1 protein-coding gene is annotated in these 17,469 nt (G+C 64.6%); it reads left to right on the top strand.

Translation table 11 applies throughout. The features are described 5' to 3' along the window. Nucleotides 1–102: 102 nt before the first annotated feature. Nucleotides 103–17,469, top strand: a complete 17,367-nt coding sequence (locus ACILSQ_RS00425; protein WP_395741588.1) for an autotransporter-associated beta strand repeat-containing protein — start codon at nucleotides 103–105, stop codon at nucleotides 17,467–17,469.

Here is a 17,469-nt window from a genome sequence, read left to right as displayed (position 1 = left end):
CCCTTCAAACTAGGCGGAGCCATGCCCGCGCACCGATCAGTTTTTGCGGCGTACGGCGCCCGTTTCAGATCTCGTCCACCCCCAACTGTCCGCCACCCCCGCATGAAGGTCCCTCAACCGCTGCTCAGCGCACCCGTCTTTTGCAAAGCCATGGCCTGTGCCGTGATGATCTGTCATTTTGGAGTGGCACCGCAGCCCGCAGGTGCTGCCACTCTTTACTGGGATGTTGACACCCTCGCCGCTGGCGACAGCACCGATGGCACCGGTCTCGGCGGCACTGGCACATGGGATTTGCTGACCTCCAACTGGTGGGATGGAACTTCCCTTGGCACCTGGCCGAACACCGGCGCGGACGGCGTCGTCTTCTCCGCGCCCGCGACATTGCTGCCCGTGCTGAACATCGTGACGCTGGATTCTGGCATCACCGCGAGTGATCTCTCCTTCCTTCGCAGCGGCTACCTGCTCGACGGCGGCAATCTCACACTGGCTGGCGGCGCGCCCACCTTCAGCGTGAGACTGGCGGAGACAGCGACGATCAACAGCCAGATCCTGGGCGCGGCAGGTTTTACCATGGCGGGCGGAGGCACGCTCGAGCTGACCAATGCCACCAACAGTTACACAGGCACCACCACCGTCAGCAACGGCATTCTTTCAGTCACCAGCAATGGAGCTCTTGGTGCGGATTCATCCGCCATCGTGGTCACGGGTTCCGCCACGCGTGGTGTTGGCGGCGGTGCGCTCATGCTCGCAGGGGGATATGGCAGCGGGGTGACGCTGGCGCGCGATGTCTCGCTGCAAGGGCTGGGCCCCATACCTGCGGTTGGAGCGGCGTTGCTCAGCGTGGGGGACAACACGCTGAGCGGCACCTTGAGCAATGGCTCCGGCACACTGACCACCGGCATCAGCTCCGCCGGCGGCAGGCTGACGCTGACGGACGTGAATCTCGCGGGCACCACCGGCACCATCTTTCTCACCGTCGGCGCCGGGAGCAGCCTGGCCAGTGTGCCAGGCTCCGGCAGCTATGAGATCACCGGCGTTTTGTCCGGCACTGGCAGCATTCAAAAATCAGGCGGCGGCACATTGATCGTCGATCCTTCCTCCGCGGCGGGCTATTCGGGCACCTTCCGCCTTTACTCGGGTTCCATGCGGTTTGAATCCGTGGCGGCTTTCGGAAGCAATGCGGGCACCGGCATCCTGTCCACGCTGGACCTCGCGGGAGACAGCGCCGTCCTCGAGCTGCGCATGGACAACGGCGCCATCGGCAAGAACGTTTACAACCGTGCCGGCGGCTCTCCCATCATCTTTGTGGATCACGCCATCGGCAGCTCGGCCCTCAATGGCACCACGACCTTGGGAACCGTCACCTATGACGATGGTGAAACGCTCAACTTCAACGGGCGCAACGGCTTCAGCCTTTCACTTGGAGCCACGCCTGTGATCACCGGAGATGGCAACACCATTTTCACCAACAACCTCAATGGCACGCTGACCTTCACTGGAGATTTCTGGAGCGAAGCGAACAACAGCGGGTCGCGCACCTTCACGATCAACGGCAACGGCAACACCGTCATCGATGGCAGCATCATCGCCACGGCCGCGACTTACGGTCACAACATCGTCAAAAGCGGCACCGGCACCCTGACCATCACCGGCGGGGCGTCCACCTACGGCGGCAACACCTCCATCACGGCCGGCACGCTCTCAGTCGTGGACCTCGGAGGCATCAACAAGAATTCCGCCACCGGCAGCATCATCCTGGGCGCCACCACCGCTGCGGGCACCTTTGAATATACCGGCGCCGCGGACACGCTGTCCAAGCCGTTCAGCCTGGGGGGCACCACGGGCGGCGGCGCCATTCTCGCAGACGGCACGGGCGCGCTGACCATCGCGGGAACCGTGGGCGCCGGCGGAGCGGGCATCAAGACTCTCTTTCTCGGCGGCAGCTTCACGGGAGACAACACCTTCAGCGCCATGCTGCTGGACAACACCAGCACCAACATCACCGGGCTGATGAAAGTGGGCTCTGGCACCTGGGTGCTGCAGGAGCCTGCCTCTCCCGCCAGAGGGTCTGCCGCCAGTGTGAACATCGCCGCGCCCGGCACCACGTCCACGACCATCCTCACCCTGTCCAGCGGCACCACGGCGGGGCTGGTGGTGGGGCAGACCATTTCACTGCCCTCCTCGCTGACGGTCCAGATCACCGGCATCATTGACAGCACGCACATAAGCATTGGCGCGGGTGTCACCACCGGCTCCGCTCCGGCCGGCACCTACACGGTGAATGCCATTCCCACCACATCCACCTCCTCCATGGGCGGCACCTGGTCCGGCCCGCTGACCATTGCGAACGGCCTTCTGAAACTGCAGGCCACCAATGCCGCCTCCAACATCGTTCAGGACACCAATTCGGTCATCTTCAACGTGGACAGCTACAGCGCCAATCAGGCGGCCGGCGGCACGCTGGAGTTTGTGGGTGTGCTGGGCCAGGCCACCACGGAGACGCTCGGCATACTGACACCCACGGCCGGCATGAACACCGTGCGCCTGACATCCGGCGGCAATGGCGCCAGTGCCAGCCTCATCTTCTCCTCCCTGGGCACCGTGGGGAAGGGCTCCGGCGTCAACTTCAGCACCATCGGTGGTGCTGGCGGCACGGTCACCATCACCAGCCTGGCCACCACCACCGCCACCACCCTGCCGGGGAACGGCCACCTTTACATCGATGGGTCCAACTTCGCCCGCTCCGCCGGCGGTCTGCTGGTGGCCCCCGTATATGGCACGGACGCCGGCTTCGTGACGTCCGCCACCGCCCTGACAGCCGGCAACAACAACGAAATCACCGGCAGTTTCACCAATGGAGCCGTCAGCATCACCTCGCTCAAGATCTCAGGTTCGCAGGTGCTCCAGCTCAGCGGCACTTTGACGGTGAACACAGGCGGCGCGGCGAATGACGGCGGCATTCTTCAAACCGGCGGCTCCGCCACCATTCAGAGCGACTCCGCGAGCGCGCGTGCCATCACCACAGGCGGCGCTGGCGCGATCGTCATCCGCGTGGATGGCCCAACGGATGTGCTCACGCTGGATTCCACCGTCAGCCTCGCGTCTTCGACGACGGGCGGGCTGACCAAAAACGGCCAGGGCACGCTCGTCATTGCCGGTGCCAATGCGCAGACCGGCATCACCACCATCAATGAAGGCACCGTGCAGCTTTCCGGCTCCGGCCGGCTGAGCGGCAACAGCCAGGGGCTCGATCTGCGGCAGGGCGCCACACTGGATCTGAACGGCGTGTCCACCGGGGCGGCGGTCAATACCTTCAATGGCGCGGGCACCATCACAAACACCAGCACCACCGCCGCCACCTTCACGTGGGGAAACACCACCGGGACCTCCACGTTTTCCGGCATCATTCAGGATGGCGCAGGCGTGGTGAATGTGACGAAAGGCGGAACGACAAGCTCCGGAACCTTCAGCGGCCTGAACACTTACACCGGTGTCACCACCATCGGCGGCACCACCGGCCTGATGTCCGCTTCCTTCCTGGCGGACATCGGCGAAGCCAGCAGCATCGGCCGCGGGAACAGCACCGATGACACCACCAATGCCGCGAGCCTTGTCTTTGCAGGCACCACCGGCGGCCTCAATTACACGGGCCTCACGTCTGTCAGCATCAACCGCCTCTTCACCCTCAACGGATCCGCGGCAGGCAGCGGCGGGCAGATTGCCAACGCCTCCAGCAACAACTCCGCGCTGATCTTCAACAACACCGGCGCCATCGCCTTCGGCCCGGGAGCCACCGTGGTCCAGACCCTCACGCTAGGCGGTGCCTCCACCGCGGACAATCAGATCAACCTGCAGATCATCGACAACGGCTCGCTGGCCACCAAGCTGAACAAGACTGGCGTGGGTGAGTGGATTCTGGGCAACACCAGCAACACCTACTCCGGCACCACCACGATCACGGACGGCATCCTTGTGGCCCAGGACGGCACCAGCCTGTCGAGTCTCAGCGGCCTCATCCTGGGTGGCACCACCAGCACTGTCAGCGTGTTTCAATCCACGGGAGATTTCACACGGAATCTGGTGCTTCCGGCCTCCGCTGGAACCAACACGGTTTCGTGGAACAGCACCATCACCACGGGCGGCAGCGGGTTCGCGGCGTCCAGGGACAAGCTGGTCGTTGCCATCGGTGGTCTGGCCACCCCCACCGCCCTGGGCTGGGGCAGCGGAGGATTCATGAATGCGACCGCGTCGCTCGTGCTGAACTCCGCCACCGCGCTCGGCGAAGTCGAGTTTCGCAATGCCATCGATCTCAATGGCGCGAACCGCACCATCATCGTGAACGACAACACCACCACCTTCACCGACTTCGCCACCATCACCGGTGACATTTCAGGGAATGGCGGCATCATCAAGTCGGGCGCGGGCCTTCTGCAGCTCTTTGGCAGCAACAGCTACACCGGCAACACGGCGGTGACGGCCGGCCAGCTCGTGGTGACCTCGCTGGGCAGCAGCCTCGCCCCGGGAAACAGCAGCGTGGGGGACTCCACCAATGGCAACACGGCGGCCGGCGCCGTGACCCTCGGCAATGGAAGCACCGGCGCGGGCGTCCTTCAGTATGTCGGCACCGGTGAAATCAGCGACCGCATGATCCGCCTGAACACCACCACCGGCAGCACACAAATTCTCGCCGACGGCTCCGGCGCTCTCATTTTGACCAATGTGCTCAATGACATGGCCGCGGGAAACAAGAACCTCTATCTGCGCGGCGCCAACTCCCAGGGCAACATGATCACCAGCGCGCTCGCCGACAACGGCGGCACTCTTGGCATCGTTGTTGACGATGCGGCCACCTGGATTCTCAGCGGCAGCAACTCCTACACCGGCACCACCACGCTCACCGCGGGAGCGCTGGGCGCCGGCAGCGACACCGCCTTTGGCACCAGCACGATGGTGCTGCGCAACGGCACGCTCTTCGCCTACGGCGCCGCCCGTACGCTGGCCAACGCCGTGCTGATCACCTCCACCACCTCGGGCGGCACCTCCGTCTTCATGGGTGACTACGGCCTCACGATGAACGGCGACTGGACTTATAACAACACCACCACCGGCCACACCATCACCAATGGAATGGCCGCGGGCACGACCCTCACTCTCAACGGGGACATGCTGTTCAATTCACTCACCGGCAGCGTCTCCCTGGCCATCAATGGCACCGGCGACACCGTCCTCAATGGCAACATCTCCACCACCAAGGCCTTCAACGTGAGCCTCAGCTACTCAGGCAGCGGCACGCTGACATTCAGCGGCGTCGATTCCACCGCCGGCAGCACCACCGTAAACAACAACAACGGCACGCTGCGACTGACTGGCGCCGGCAAACTGGGCACGGGCAATCTGACCGTCAACGCGGGCAATTTGTCCATTGAGAGCGTCGATCAGTCCGTCGGCACCCTGACCATGGGCAACGTCGCCGGCACCAACGCGACCATCAATGTGGCCTCGGGCCTCACGCTGTCCGTCACGGCCGTCACTTATTCCGGCACCACCACGCTGCAGTCCACCATCACCGGCGCCGGCACGCTGGATCTGGGCGCTGCGGGCATTACGGTGACGGTTTCGGACAATATCGCGCAGAACGCGGACATGGTCTGGACGATTGCCAATCTCACCGGCAGCGGCACGTTCACCAAAGCCGGCGCCGGCATTCTGGACATCAGCGGCATCGCCAGCAACGGCTTTACCGGCACCTACCAGATCAACGGGGGCGCCATCATCGGGCTGGATGCGCTTAGCAACAACCTGGCCCTCAATGGCGGCGTGTATCAGGGCGCGGGCACCTTCACGCGGGCGCTGGGCACCGGCAGCAACCAGGTGCAGTTTCTCTCCGGTGGCGGCGGCTTCGCGGCGGTGGGCGGAGATCTCACCGTCACCTTTGCCGGCGCTCCTTCTCCGCTGGTGTGGGGCGGCACGCCGAGCTTCATCCCTTCGGGCGGCTCGCTCATCTTCGGCTCCACCATGGCGGATGGCGTGACCACCTTCACCCATGACATCGATCTCAACGGCGCCAACCGCACCATCTCCGTGGTGGACAACACCACCGCCACCACGGACTGGGCCGAGCTTCCGGGAGTGCTGAGCAATGGCAGCATCACCAAAACCGGCAACGGCATCCTGAAGCTCGGCGGCGCCAGCACCTTCACGGGTGCCGTCACCCTCAGTTCGGGAACTCTGCAGTTCAGCACCATCAGCGGCAACGGCGGCGGCCCCAGCAATCTCGGGCAGGGGACCGATGGCATCACCCTCGGCGGCGGCAGGCTGCAGTTCATCGGCAGCACGGATCAGACCACCGATCGTGCCATGACCTTCACGGGCACCGGAATCCTTGATGCCTCGGGCACGGGCGGCGCCTCCATCACCTTTGCCGGCGCCATGACCGCCGGCGGCAATTCCTTGAATCTGGAAGGCAGCGGCATCGGCTTCCTCAATGGAGTCGCGACCACCACCGGCACCGCGGCCGACCTCAACAAAAACGGCACCGGCACCTGGACCATCAATGCCGCGCAGGTGATCGTGGACAACCTGCAGGTCAATGGCGGCGTGCTCATTCTCAATGTGGCCAACTCGTTCAGCGGCGATGACCTTCTCATCCGCGCGGCCACGGTGAAGCTCGGTGTGAACGGTGCTCTGACCACCGCGATGGATGATTTGAACATCTCCTCGGAAACAGCCGATGGCGGCGTCTTCGACATCGCCGGCACCACGGGCTCCGCCTCCGCGGACATCATCATCGGCGCCAATCCCGCCAATCAGGGCACCGTGCCGGTGTTTTCCGGCAGCATGGTGGACAGCGTGGGCGGCGGTTCTTTTTCCACCACAACGCTCAACCTGCGCAGCGGCATCGTCTCCGCGGATGTGATCACCACCGGCACCACGACTCTGGGCAATGTCATCAGCAATGACGCGGGCGGCATCAACTCCACCACCGGCACCTTCTCCGGCTCGGTGACGCTGAACGCGGGCAGCAGCCTCGCGCTCATCAACGGTACCATTTCTGGAAACATCACCTTCGGCACCGGCATCACCACCACAAAATCTTCCTCCAACACGGTGACCTTGTCCGGAAACAACACCGTCGCGGGCGCGGGCATCACCACCATTGGCGCGGGCATCCTGGTGCTGGACTACGGCACCAGCACAGGGGACAAGATCAGCGATGGCGGCCTCACCATGAATGGCGGCACGCTGCAGATCGAAGGCAATGCCGCTGCGGCGGTGACGGTCAATGCGGGCAACCTCATCCTGGGCACCACCTCGGATCCGGCTCCGGCGGTGGTGAAGATCAACACGGCCGGCATGGACGCCACGCTGGCGGTCGGCACCCTCACCCGCAACGCGGGCGCCACGCTGCGTTTCAATCCCTCCACCACCAGCGCTCACCTCACCACAAGCGCCACAAACACGGCGGGCACCCTGCTCGGCGGCTGGGCCACGTATCAGCTCGCTAGCGGCGCCATCCAGTTTGCCACCATCAGCGGCGGTGAGATCGCCGGCTTCGCCAGCACCGTGATGGATGATGTCACCACCTGGACTGCGGGTGCGGACATCACGGACAGCTCCGGTTTTTCAGGCACGCTGGCGTCCAGCCTCAGCATCAACAGCCTCCGCTTTGACGCGGCTTCCGGAGCCTCCTCGGTTCTCGTGGGTGCCGGCACTATTTTGGACATCGCCAGCGGCGGCATCCTGATCACCAGCAACGTGGCTGCTGGAAATCCCACGATCAGCGGCGGGCGCATCACCGCGGGCACGCTCAATGAGCTCATCGTGACGCAGGAGGGCGCAGGCGCCTTCACCCTGACCTCGCGCATGGCCGCCTCCCTGGCCCTGACCAAGGCGGGCGCAGGCCTCATGATCCTCAACCAGTCAAACAACACCAGCACCGGCACCGTGCGCATTTCCGGCGGCACGTTGCGGCTGCTGGGCGGTGGAGCCATTGGAGACCGTGCATCAGTGATCATGGAGGCCACGGTCGGCACGCTGCTGGATGTGGTGGACTCTGAAACCTTCGGCACGCTCTCCGGTGGCGACTCTGGCAATTTCCTCAACATGGGCATCCAGATCGCCGCGGGCAAGACGCTGACCGTCAACCAGGCGGGCTCGGGTACTTTCTACGGAAGCATCAGCGCCGCCTCCGGCACCGCCACCTTCAACAAGATGGGCACGGGCACGCTGGCCATCACCGACGGCCTGATCAATCTGGGCGCTGGCGGTGTGATCAACATCGTGGCAGGACGCCTCACCGTCGATGTCAATGGAGCCAACTCATTCGTGCAAAGCGTCGTCGCGGGCACCACCATCAATATCGGCACCGGCGCCAGCTTTCTCATCGACCACAACAGTGTGACCACGGGCACCGGCATCACCGGCGGGCGCATCGGTGACGATGTGGTGATCAACTTGGACAGCACCAGCAGCGCCGCGGACGGGCTCTATTACCGCAATGACCAGAACATCGCCGTGACCGAAGTCATCGGTACGGTGAATCTGAACTCCGGCGCCAATTCCTTGCGCGTGGACGCCACCACCACCTCCGGCAACACGAGTCAGAACGTCATCCTGCAGGCCGGCTCCATCACACGCAGCAACCAGGCCACCCTGGTGCTGCGCGGCGTCGGCATCCAGGCCACGGGAAATCCGCGCGCGCAGTTCCAGGTGACCACCATCACGCCTGGCTTTGGCACTGGCACCGGCACCAGCTTGCCGGTCGTACCCTGGGCCATCGGTCCGTCGGCAGGGGGTCCGGGCGTGGCGGACAGCTTTGTGACCACCGCGGGCACCGCGAATGGCGCCTGGCGGCCGCTGAACCTCGCCACCGAGTACGCCATCGTCACCGATGCCACCACCTGGGCGGCGGCGGGCAGTACGGAAAACGTTCTGGTCAACACCAGCACGAGCGGCGCTGTCGGAACGACCGTCCGTTCTCTCCTCGTCTCCATGGGAACCGGCGCGGTGGATCTGAACGGCACGGGCACGCTGAACGTGGACAGCGGCGGCTTCCTCTTCAGCGGCACCGGCACCTCCACCCTCGACGGCTTCACCGGCATTGCGGTCGGCCCCGTCACCAATGAATACGTCTTTCACGTGGTGAGCGGCACGGCCACGGTGAGCTCCGCGCTGAGCACCCTGACCGCCAAGCTGACAAAATCCGGCGTGGGCACTCTGATTCTTACCGCCACAAACACAGGCCTGGGCGACGTCACCCTCAATGAAGGTGTGCTGCAAATCTCCGCCCTGAACAACATCGGCGGCAGCACGGGCGCCCTCATCTTTGCCGGCGGTACACTGCGTCTGGATGCGTCCGGCTACTCCGGTGACGATATTTCCACACGCACCATCACCCTGCTTCCTGGTGGCGGCACCCTGGACACCAACGGCAACAACCTCACGTTCGACAATGCCTTCGGCGCCGGCAGCACCGGCGGCTTTACCAAGGCGGGCGCCGGGGTCCTCACCTTGAACGCGGCAGTCGGCTACACCGGTTCCACCACCATCAGCGGCGGCACCCTGATGTATGGCGTCGCAGATGTCCTGCCTTCCACCATGAACGTCACGCTGGCGGGGGGCACGCTGGACTCCAACATCTACACCGCCTCGCTGGCGGGTCTTTCCGTGACCGCGAACAGCACGCTGAACGGCAACATCACCTTCACCGGAGATGTGCAGGTGGACGGCGGCGCCTCCCGCACGCTCACGGTGAACAACTCCAGCCTCACCACATTTTCCGGCGGCATGTTCTATCTGGTCGGCAGCGGCACCTCGGCGCGCACCACCACCATCAATGGCACCGGCAATGTCCTCATCAGCAGCGAGATCACCAACGGCACCGCAACGGGCGGCCTGACCTACAGCGGCTCCGGCGTGCTGACCCTCACGGGGGACAACACCTACACCGGCACCACCACCATGAACAACAACGCCGGCTCCATCGTCTTCTCCGGTGCCAGCCAGCTTTCCGGCCTGGCCCTCACCGTCAATGCCGGCACCGTGCAGCTCAATCCGGCCTTTGACCAGGGCGTGGGAAATCTCACCATGGGCGGCGGCGCCGCGGGCTCGACCTCCAATCTGCTCATCGGCGCGGGCAAAACGCTCACGCTGACCGGTACGGTCACTTACAGCTCCACCAACAACACGCTGGTGGCCACCATCGACGGTGCCGGCCCGGGAGCCATCCTGGACTTCGGCGGCGTGGCCCGCACCTTCAACATTGGCGACAGCTCCAATGCCGAGCCCGACATGATCATCGGCGCCAACATCACCCTGATGAATGATGGTGGCGGCGGACTCATCAAAACAGGTTCGGGCACCCTTCACATCGCAGGCATCAATCAACTGACCGGCCCCATCACCATCCAGGCCGGTGCGGTCACGGGAGACCTCGGCAGCGGCAATCTCCTGCTCAACAACGGTGTCTATGAAGGCAACGGCACCTTCACCCGTTCTCTCGGCACTGGCGGCGGCCAGGTGCAGTGGGTCGCCGGGGCCAGCGGTGGCTTTGCCGCCAATGGCGGCACCTTGACCGTCACCCTGGCGGGCGCGCCGGACCCGCTGGTCTGGGACAGCACGCCATACTTTGTGACCGGCGCGGGGACGCTGCTCTTTGGCTCCACCACCGCGAACGATGTGGTGACCTTCACGCACAACATCGACCTCAACAACACCGCCTCCGCCCTCACGCGCACCGTCACCGTCAATGACAACACCGACGTCACCACGGACAAGGCGGTGCTTTCCGGCGTGCTGAGCAACAGCAGTGCTGACGCCACCCTGGCCAAGGCAGGCTCCGGCGTGCTGGAGCTCTCCGGAGCCAACACCTTCACGGGCGATGTGACTGTGACGGCCGGCACCCTCCAGTTCAGCACCGTCTCCAACGCCACCGGCGCCGTCGCCAGCAATCTCGGCATGGGGTCGGCCATCAGTGTGGGTTCGGGCACCCTGCAGTTCATCGGCAGCGTCAGTCAGTCCACGGACCGGTCGGTCACTCTGACGGGCGCGGGCACTCTTTCCGCCAGCGGCGTTGGTGGCGCCACCATCACCTATACGGGCGCCATCTCGACCGCGGGCAACAGCACCACGCTCACCGGCACCGGGGAGGGCTTCATCACCGGAGGCATCACACAGACGGGCACGGCCGCCGACATCCTTGTCAACTCCGGCACCTGGCACCTGAGCACCACGACGAGCACGCTGGCCGATGACATCATCGTCACCGCCACCTCCACCGGCACGGCAGTGATGAATCTGGACACCACCGGCATGCTGACTTACAACACCAGCACCAGCAACGGCTTCTATGTCCGCGATGGCGGCGTCATCAATCTGAATGCCAGCGACGTGAACGGCGCCGCCAACAGCGGCGGCCTCGATTTCATCATCCTCGGAGATGTCACCGGCAACGCCGCCACCTTCAACACCAACACCTTCAACATCACCACGCCACGACTTGATGTCGGCAGTCTCGTCTCCGGCCGCACCGGCTACGTGCTCGGTTCTGGTATCATCACCAGCACTTACGCCGCCACGGACTACGGCGCGGGCTTCCGCCTCTTCAACGGGTCCGTCAGCGCCAGTCTGGCGGGCGTGGCCACCATCCTGAAGCAGGGGCTCGGCACCGTCACCCTCTCTGGCGACAACAGCGGGCTCACCGGCACCGTCGCCGCCACGCGCCTCGACTCCGGCACCTTGGTGCTCGACTTCACCTCGGACAACAACAGCAAGATCAGCACCGTGGTCGCGCTTGATCTGCGCGGTGTGCTGCTTGTTCTCAATGGCAGCGCCGCCGCCGACACGACCCAGACCGTGGCCAGCACCACGCTCGGCAACGGCGGCTCCAGCATCATCACCCTGAACAGCGGCGCCGGGCATTCCGTCACCCTGAACCTCGGCGCCATCACCCGTGCCGCCGGTTCGCAGGATGGCACGCTGCGGGTGAATCTGCCGGCCTCCGGTGCGGTCACCACCACCACCGGCAATCTGGGCACCACAGGTGTGCTGGGCGGCTGGGCCACCGTCACGGATGCCACGGGCACCTGGTTTGCCACCAACAGCGCCGGCACAGGCCTGGGCAGCATCATCGCCGTCGCCACCACCGCCAAAAACGATGTCAGCACCTGGATCAGCGGTGATCAGATCACTGACAGCGGCGCGGGCTTTACCGGCGCCGTCTCAGGGGTCTACATCAGCACCCTGCGTTTCGATGCCGCCGGCGGCTCCACTTTGAACATCGCCGGCAACGGTGTGCTCGGCATCGCCAGCGGCGGCGTCCTGATGACCTCCAACGTCACCTCGGGTCCGTCCACGATCACGGGCGGAGTGCTGACCTCCGGCACCAACGAGCTGATCTTCATCCAGGACAGCACGAGCCAGGCGCTCACGGTGGCCTCCAGCATTCGCGTCGGTCATTCCGTGACGAAGGCCGGCAGCGGCACGCTCCTGCTCAGCGGCAGCAATACCTACACCGATGAAACGGAGATCCAGGCCGGCGTCCTCCAGGTCAGCGGCGGAAATGCCATCGGGGACACCTCCATCGTCACTCTCGCTGATGACACGGCCTCCATGCTGCAGCTCCTCGGCAATGAAACCATCGGCCGTCTCGCCGGCGGCAGCGCCAGCGCCGGGATCGACCAGCTCGCCGTGGTGGACATCGGCGCCTTTGCCCTCACCATCAACGCCACAGGCAGTACGACCTATGCAGGCCTGCTCACAGGCAGTGGCAGCCTGATCAAGACGGGTGCCGGCAACATGCTTTTCACCAACGCCAGCACCGGCTTCACCGGCAGCGTGACGGTCAACATGGGGCTGCTGTACTTCTCAGGCATCGGCTCCTCCAATGCCTCCAGCTTCACCCTCAACAGCGGGTCAAGCTTCATGATCGACAACAACGGCACCACCACGGTGGGCACGCGCATCCTGGACACGGCCTCCATCACCTTGAACTCCGCCAACGGTTCCTGGTCTGGGGAAACCAAAGTCAGCGGCCTCGCCATCCGTCGTGACCAGGGCTCCTCGCAGAACGAGACTGTCGGTGTCATCACCGCGATGTCCGGCGCGAACTATGCGCGCCTGGAAGCCACCGTGGCCAGCGCCGCCACGGCCATCATTGCGGACAACATCGTCCGGCAGAACGGCGCCACGCTCGATGTGCGCGGCACGAACATGTCCGCCACTTCCGGGCAGCGCGCGCAGTTGCGTATCGGCACGTCAGCGAACCAGACCGCCTTTATCGCCGCCATGATTGGCGGTGGCAGCACCACGCTGGGCACCAAGAACATCAGCATCGTCCCCTGGGCCATTGCGGAAGACACCACCGCAGGACTCACGGACTTGAACATGGGCAACTCCTTTGCCACCTATGTCTCCGGCCAGGGATTCCGCGCCCTGAACCTGACCACGGAGTACAACACCTACAGCGCCGCCGGCACCAAGGAAAACGTCCGCGAGTCGCTCTCGGCGGATCTCACCGGTCTCACCGGGAAGACGATCAACTCGCTGGTCATCGATAACAACGCCACCGTGGCTGACGTCAGCTTCACCGGCGGCGGTGCCGGGCAGACGCTCATCAACACCAGCGGCGCCTTCCTCTTCACTCTCAATACCGGCGCCACGGCCAGCACTCCCTACAGCATCACTCTGGGCGGCTTTGACGGCGGGATCAGCGTGGGCTCCACCAATGAGTATGTTTTCTTTGTGGTCAATCCCTCCTCGCTGGCGACCACGGCCACCCTCACCGCCACGATTTCGTCCGCTCTGACTTCCGCCGCGGACATCACCAAGTCCGGCCGCGGCGCCCTGGTCCTCACCGGAACCAACACCGCGGGCGGCGGCAGCAGCAAGACCACGATCAACGAAGGCACTTTGGAAATCTCGGATCTCGACAACATCGGCGGCAGCACCGGCGTCCTCGTTTTCGCCGGCGGCACGCTGCGCCTCTCGGCCTCTTATGCGGGGGATGACCTTTCCACCCGCACCATCACGTTCCTGAACGGGGGCGGCACCATCGACACAAACGGCATCAATCTCACGCTGGCCGGCAGTGTGGGCTCGGGAGATGGCGGGCTCACGAAGGCCGGCCTGGGCACTCTGACGCTGAACGCCGCCGCCACCTACACCGGCACCACCACCATCACCGGCGGTAGTCTTATCATCGGGGCGGACAATGCCACCGGCGCGGGCGGAGATCTCGTCATCGGTGCCGGAGCCACCCTGGACCTCGTCACCTACCACATCACCGCGGGGCTGGTCAGCACCACGGGCGCTGCTCCCACCATCCTGGGTTCCGGCACCATCACCGCCAGCACCGGTTTCTCTTTTGGCAACACAGGCGACATTGGCGTGGACGCCGTTCTGGACGGCGCCGTCGGACTGCTGAAGACACAGACGAACATTCTCACCCTGTCGGGATTGAACACCTTCAGCGGCCCCGTCGAAGTGCAGGCGGGCACGCTCAGCTTCAACACCATCACCAATGTCGGCGGCGGCGCCAGCGCGCTGGGCAGTGTGACCAATGCGCAGGACGGCGTCATCCACATGGGCCTCGGCACCGCCGCCACCACGCTCGTCTATACAGGCAACGGCAGCAGCAGCGATCGCACCATCGGCATGCAGGGCACCACGGGCGGTGTCACGCTGGACTCTTCGGGGGCCGGCGCGCTGGTGCTGGGCGGTGTGCATATGGAAACAGCGGGGAGCAAGACTCTCACCCTGAAAGGCCTGTCGGATTCTCTTCTTGCCAACGGCCTGGGCGCCATCAACGAGTACGGCCTTGGCGTGCTGTCTCTGATCAAGTCAGACACAAACACGTGGGTGCTGACCGCCGCCAGTTCTTACTCTGGCGCCACCAGCATCAACGACGGCATCCTGCGCTTCACCGTGGACCAGACCCTTGCGGGAGCCTTGAACTTTGGCAGCGCCAACACCATCACCACGGCGGGCACGCTGGATCTCTCCACCGCCAGCGCCACCTTCGGTGGAGCCATGACGGTGCAGACGAACACATCCGCGGAGACCAATCAGATCCTCATTGGTGCGGGAGAGACCCTCACCATCAATGGCAACGTGGTCATCGGAACCTCCGTCAACGCCGTGACCAACACGCTTCTCAGTGTCAGCGGCGGGGGCTCCTTTGTGGTGACCAATCTGGCCTCTGGCGGCACCTTCCGGGTCGGTGGTTACACCGGCAGCACCGCGGGCAATGGAAACATCGCCGTCGCGGACTTCAGCGGTCTTGCCACCATGCAGGTGAGCCTCAACACCACGGACGGCATCTTTCGCGTCAACAACAACTCCGGCGCAAACAGCAACGGCATCTACTCCGTGCTCAAACTGGCTGCGGACACCACCATCACCGCCGCCACCCTGTCCGTGGGGGACAGCAGCCAGTACAACGGCACTGCGGGCCAGATCAACCAGCTCCTGCTGGGCACGGGTGCCACCGTTTTGAACGTTAATACCTTCAACATTGGCACTGGAACTCGGGATCTCGGTTCCGTCACCTTCCAAGATTCCAATGGCACCCTCATCGTTCGCGCCGCCGATGGCGTGAGCGCCGCCGTTTTCAACATGGGTGCCGGCGCCGGGGCCACCGCGGCCGCGCTGCCTGCCGGTAATCGCAACACCTTCGATGTCACCGGTCACAATGCGGACCTGCTCTTCGGCGCCATGTCTATTGGTACTCTCGTTGCGAGAACCGGGCCGATGGAGGATCTGTTTGCCTTCGACACGGGAACTCTGGCCGCGGGCAATCTCACCATGGGCTCCAAGACCGCCGCGGGCAACAGCACCAATGTCATGAATCTGGGCGGCGGCACCGTCACCATCGGTTCCGGCACAGGTACGGCCGCCACCCTCGGCAGCAACACCAACACCGCTGTGGTCAGCGCCACCATCAATGTGTCTGGTGGCACCGTCACCATCGGCGCCGGCAGCGGCCAGGCGCTCATCATGGGCAGCAGCAACACCAACGCCACCGGTTCCACCAACACCGCCCTCAATGTTTCCGGCGGCAGTGTCACTCTGGCCACCACCGGCTCCACCGCCGTGACCATGGCCAGCGCGAGTGCCGGCACCGCAAACGCCACCATCAGCGTCACCGGCGGCTCTCTGACGGTTCAGGGAAATATTGTGGGCGGCACAGGCGCGGGAACTCGCAGCGCCACCGTCACCCTGGACGGCGGTACGCTGGACATGACCGGCAAGACCATCGGCGCCTCCACCAACGCCATCACCTTCAGCGCCCAGTCCGGCACCTTGAAAAATCTCGCTGAACTCAATGGCGGGGGCGCCTTCGCAAAGACCGGTGCCGGCACCCTCTACATGGATGGTGTGAACAGCTACACCGGCGCCACCACCGTCACCGCCGGCACGCTCCAGTTCGTCAAGGAGACCGCGCTCTACAACAACAACACCTCCAGGTGGACTGACACCAACATCGTGGTCAATGCCGCCGCGACCGCCGCCTTCAATGTGGGCGGCACGGGTGAGTTCACCGCCACCGATGTGGACGCCATCAGGACGCTCGGCACCGCCACCGGCGGCTTCAAAGACGGCTCCTCCATCGGTCTGGACACCACCAATGCCAGCGGCGGCACCTTCACCTATGGCAGCGCCATTGCCGACACCAACGGCGGCGCCAACCATGTCGGTCTTGAAAAGCTCGGCACCAACACCCTTGCGCTGACAGGCACCAGCACCTACTCCGGAGCCACCACCGTGGCCGCCGGCACCCTGCAGGTGGGAGATGGCACCAGCGGCGCCCTGGCTGGAGCCGGCAGCGTCACCGTCAGCACAGGCGCCACCCTCTCCGGCTCGGGCAGCATCGCCGGCAGCACGGTGGTCAGCAGCGGCGCCATTCTCGCCCCGGGCGTGGGCGCCACGGACGGCAGCAACCAGACTCTCACCTTTACCGCAGTCAACACGGCGGTGGATGTGCAGAACGGCGGCCAGATTCAACTGGGCCTGACCTCCAGCACGCAGAACGACGCCGCCTTCACTGGATCATCGACGGACGCCCTCGCTTATTTGAATGCCAACGGCGGCGCCACCGGCACGGCCTACACCAGCATCTGGGCGCAGTCCGGCAACTACGACAGCATCAAGCTGACCAACGGCACCTTCAATCTGGGAACCACCGCGGGCGGCACCATCAAGCTGGTCGATAACAGCTCCTCCGTGAGCTATGGCAGCATCTTCAAGCTGCTCGACTGGAGCACGGTGGGCGTGACGGATTCGCTGGCCGGTTCCGGCAGCTTCAGCCTCACGGATCTGGACCTCTCCGCCATCCAGCTCGGCGCGGGCCTCGCCTGGGACACCAGCGCCTTCACCACCTACGGCGTCATCGTCGTGGTGCCCGAGCCTTCCAGGATGCTGTTCCTCATGCTGGGGCTCTGCGGGTTCGTGATGCGCCGCCGCCGCCGGTAA

It is taken from the genome of Prosthecobacter sp., assembly GCF_044227185.1.
Classification (GTDB): Bacteria; Verrucomicrobiota; Verrucomicrobiia; order Verrucomicrobiales; family Verrucomicrobiaceae; genus Prosthecobacter.
The sequence above is the reverse complement of the archived record's forward strand: the minus strand, read 5'-3'. Positions and strand labels throughout refer to the sequence as shown.

Excerpts from the sequence above, each read along its gene's own strand:
- ACILSQ_RS00425 (WP_395741588.1), top strand. The coding sequence starts at position 103 with ATGAAGGTCCCTCAACCGCTGCTCAGCGCACCCGTCTTTTGCAAAGCC.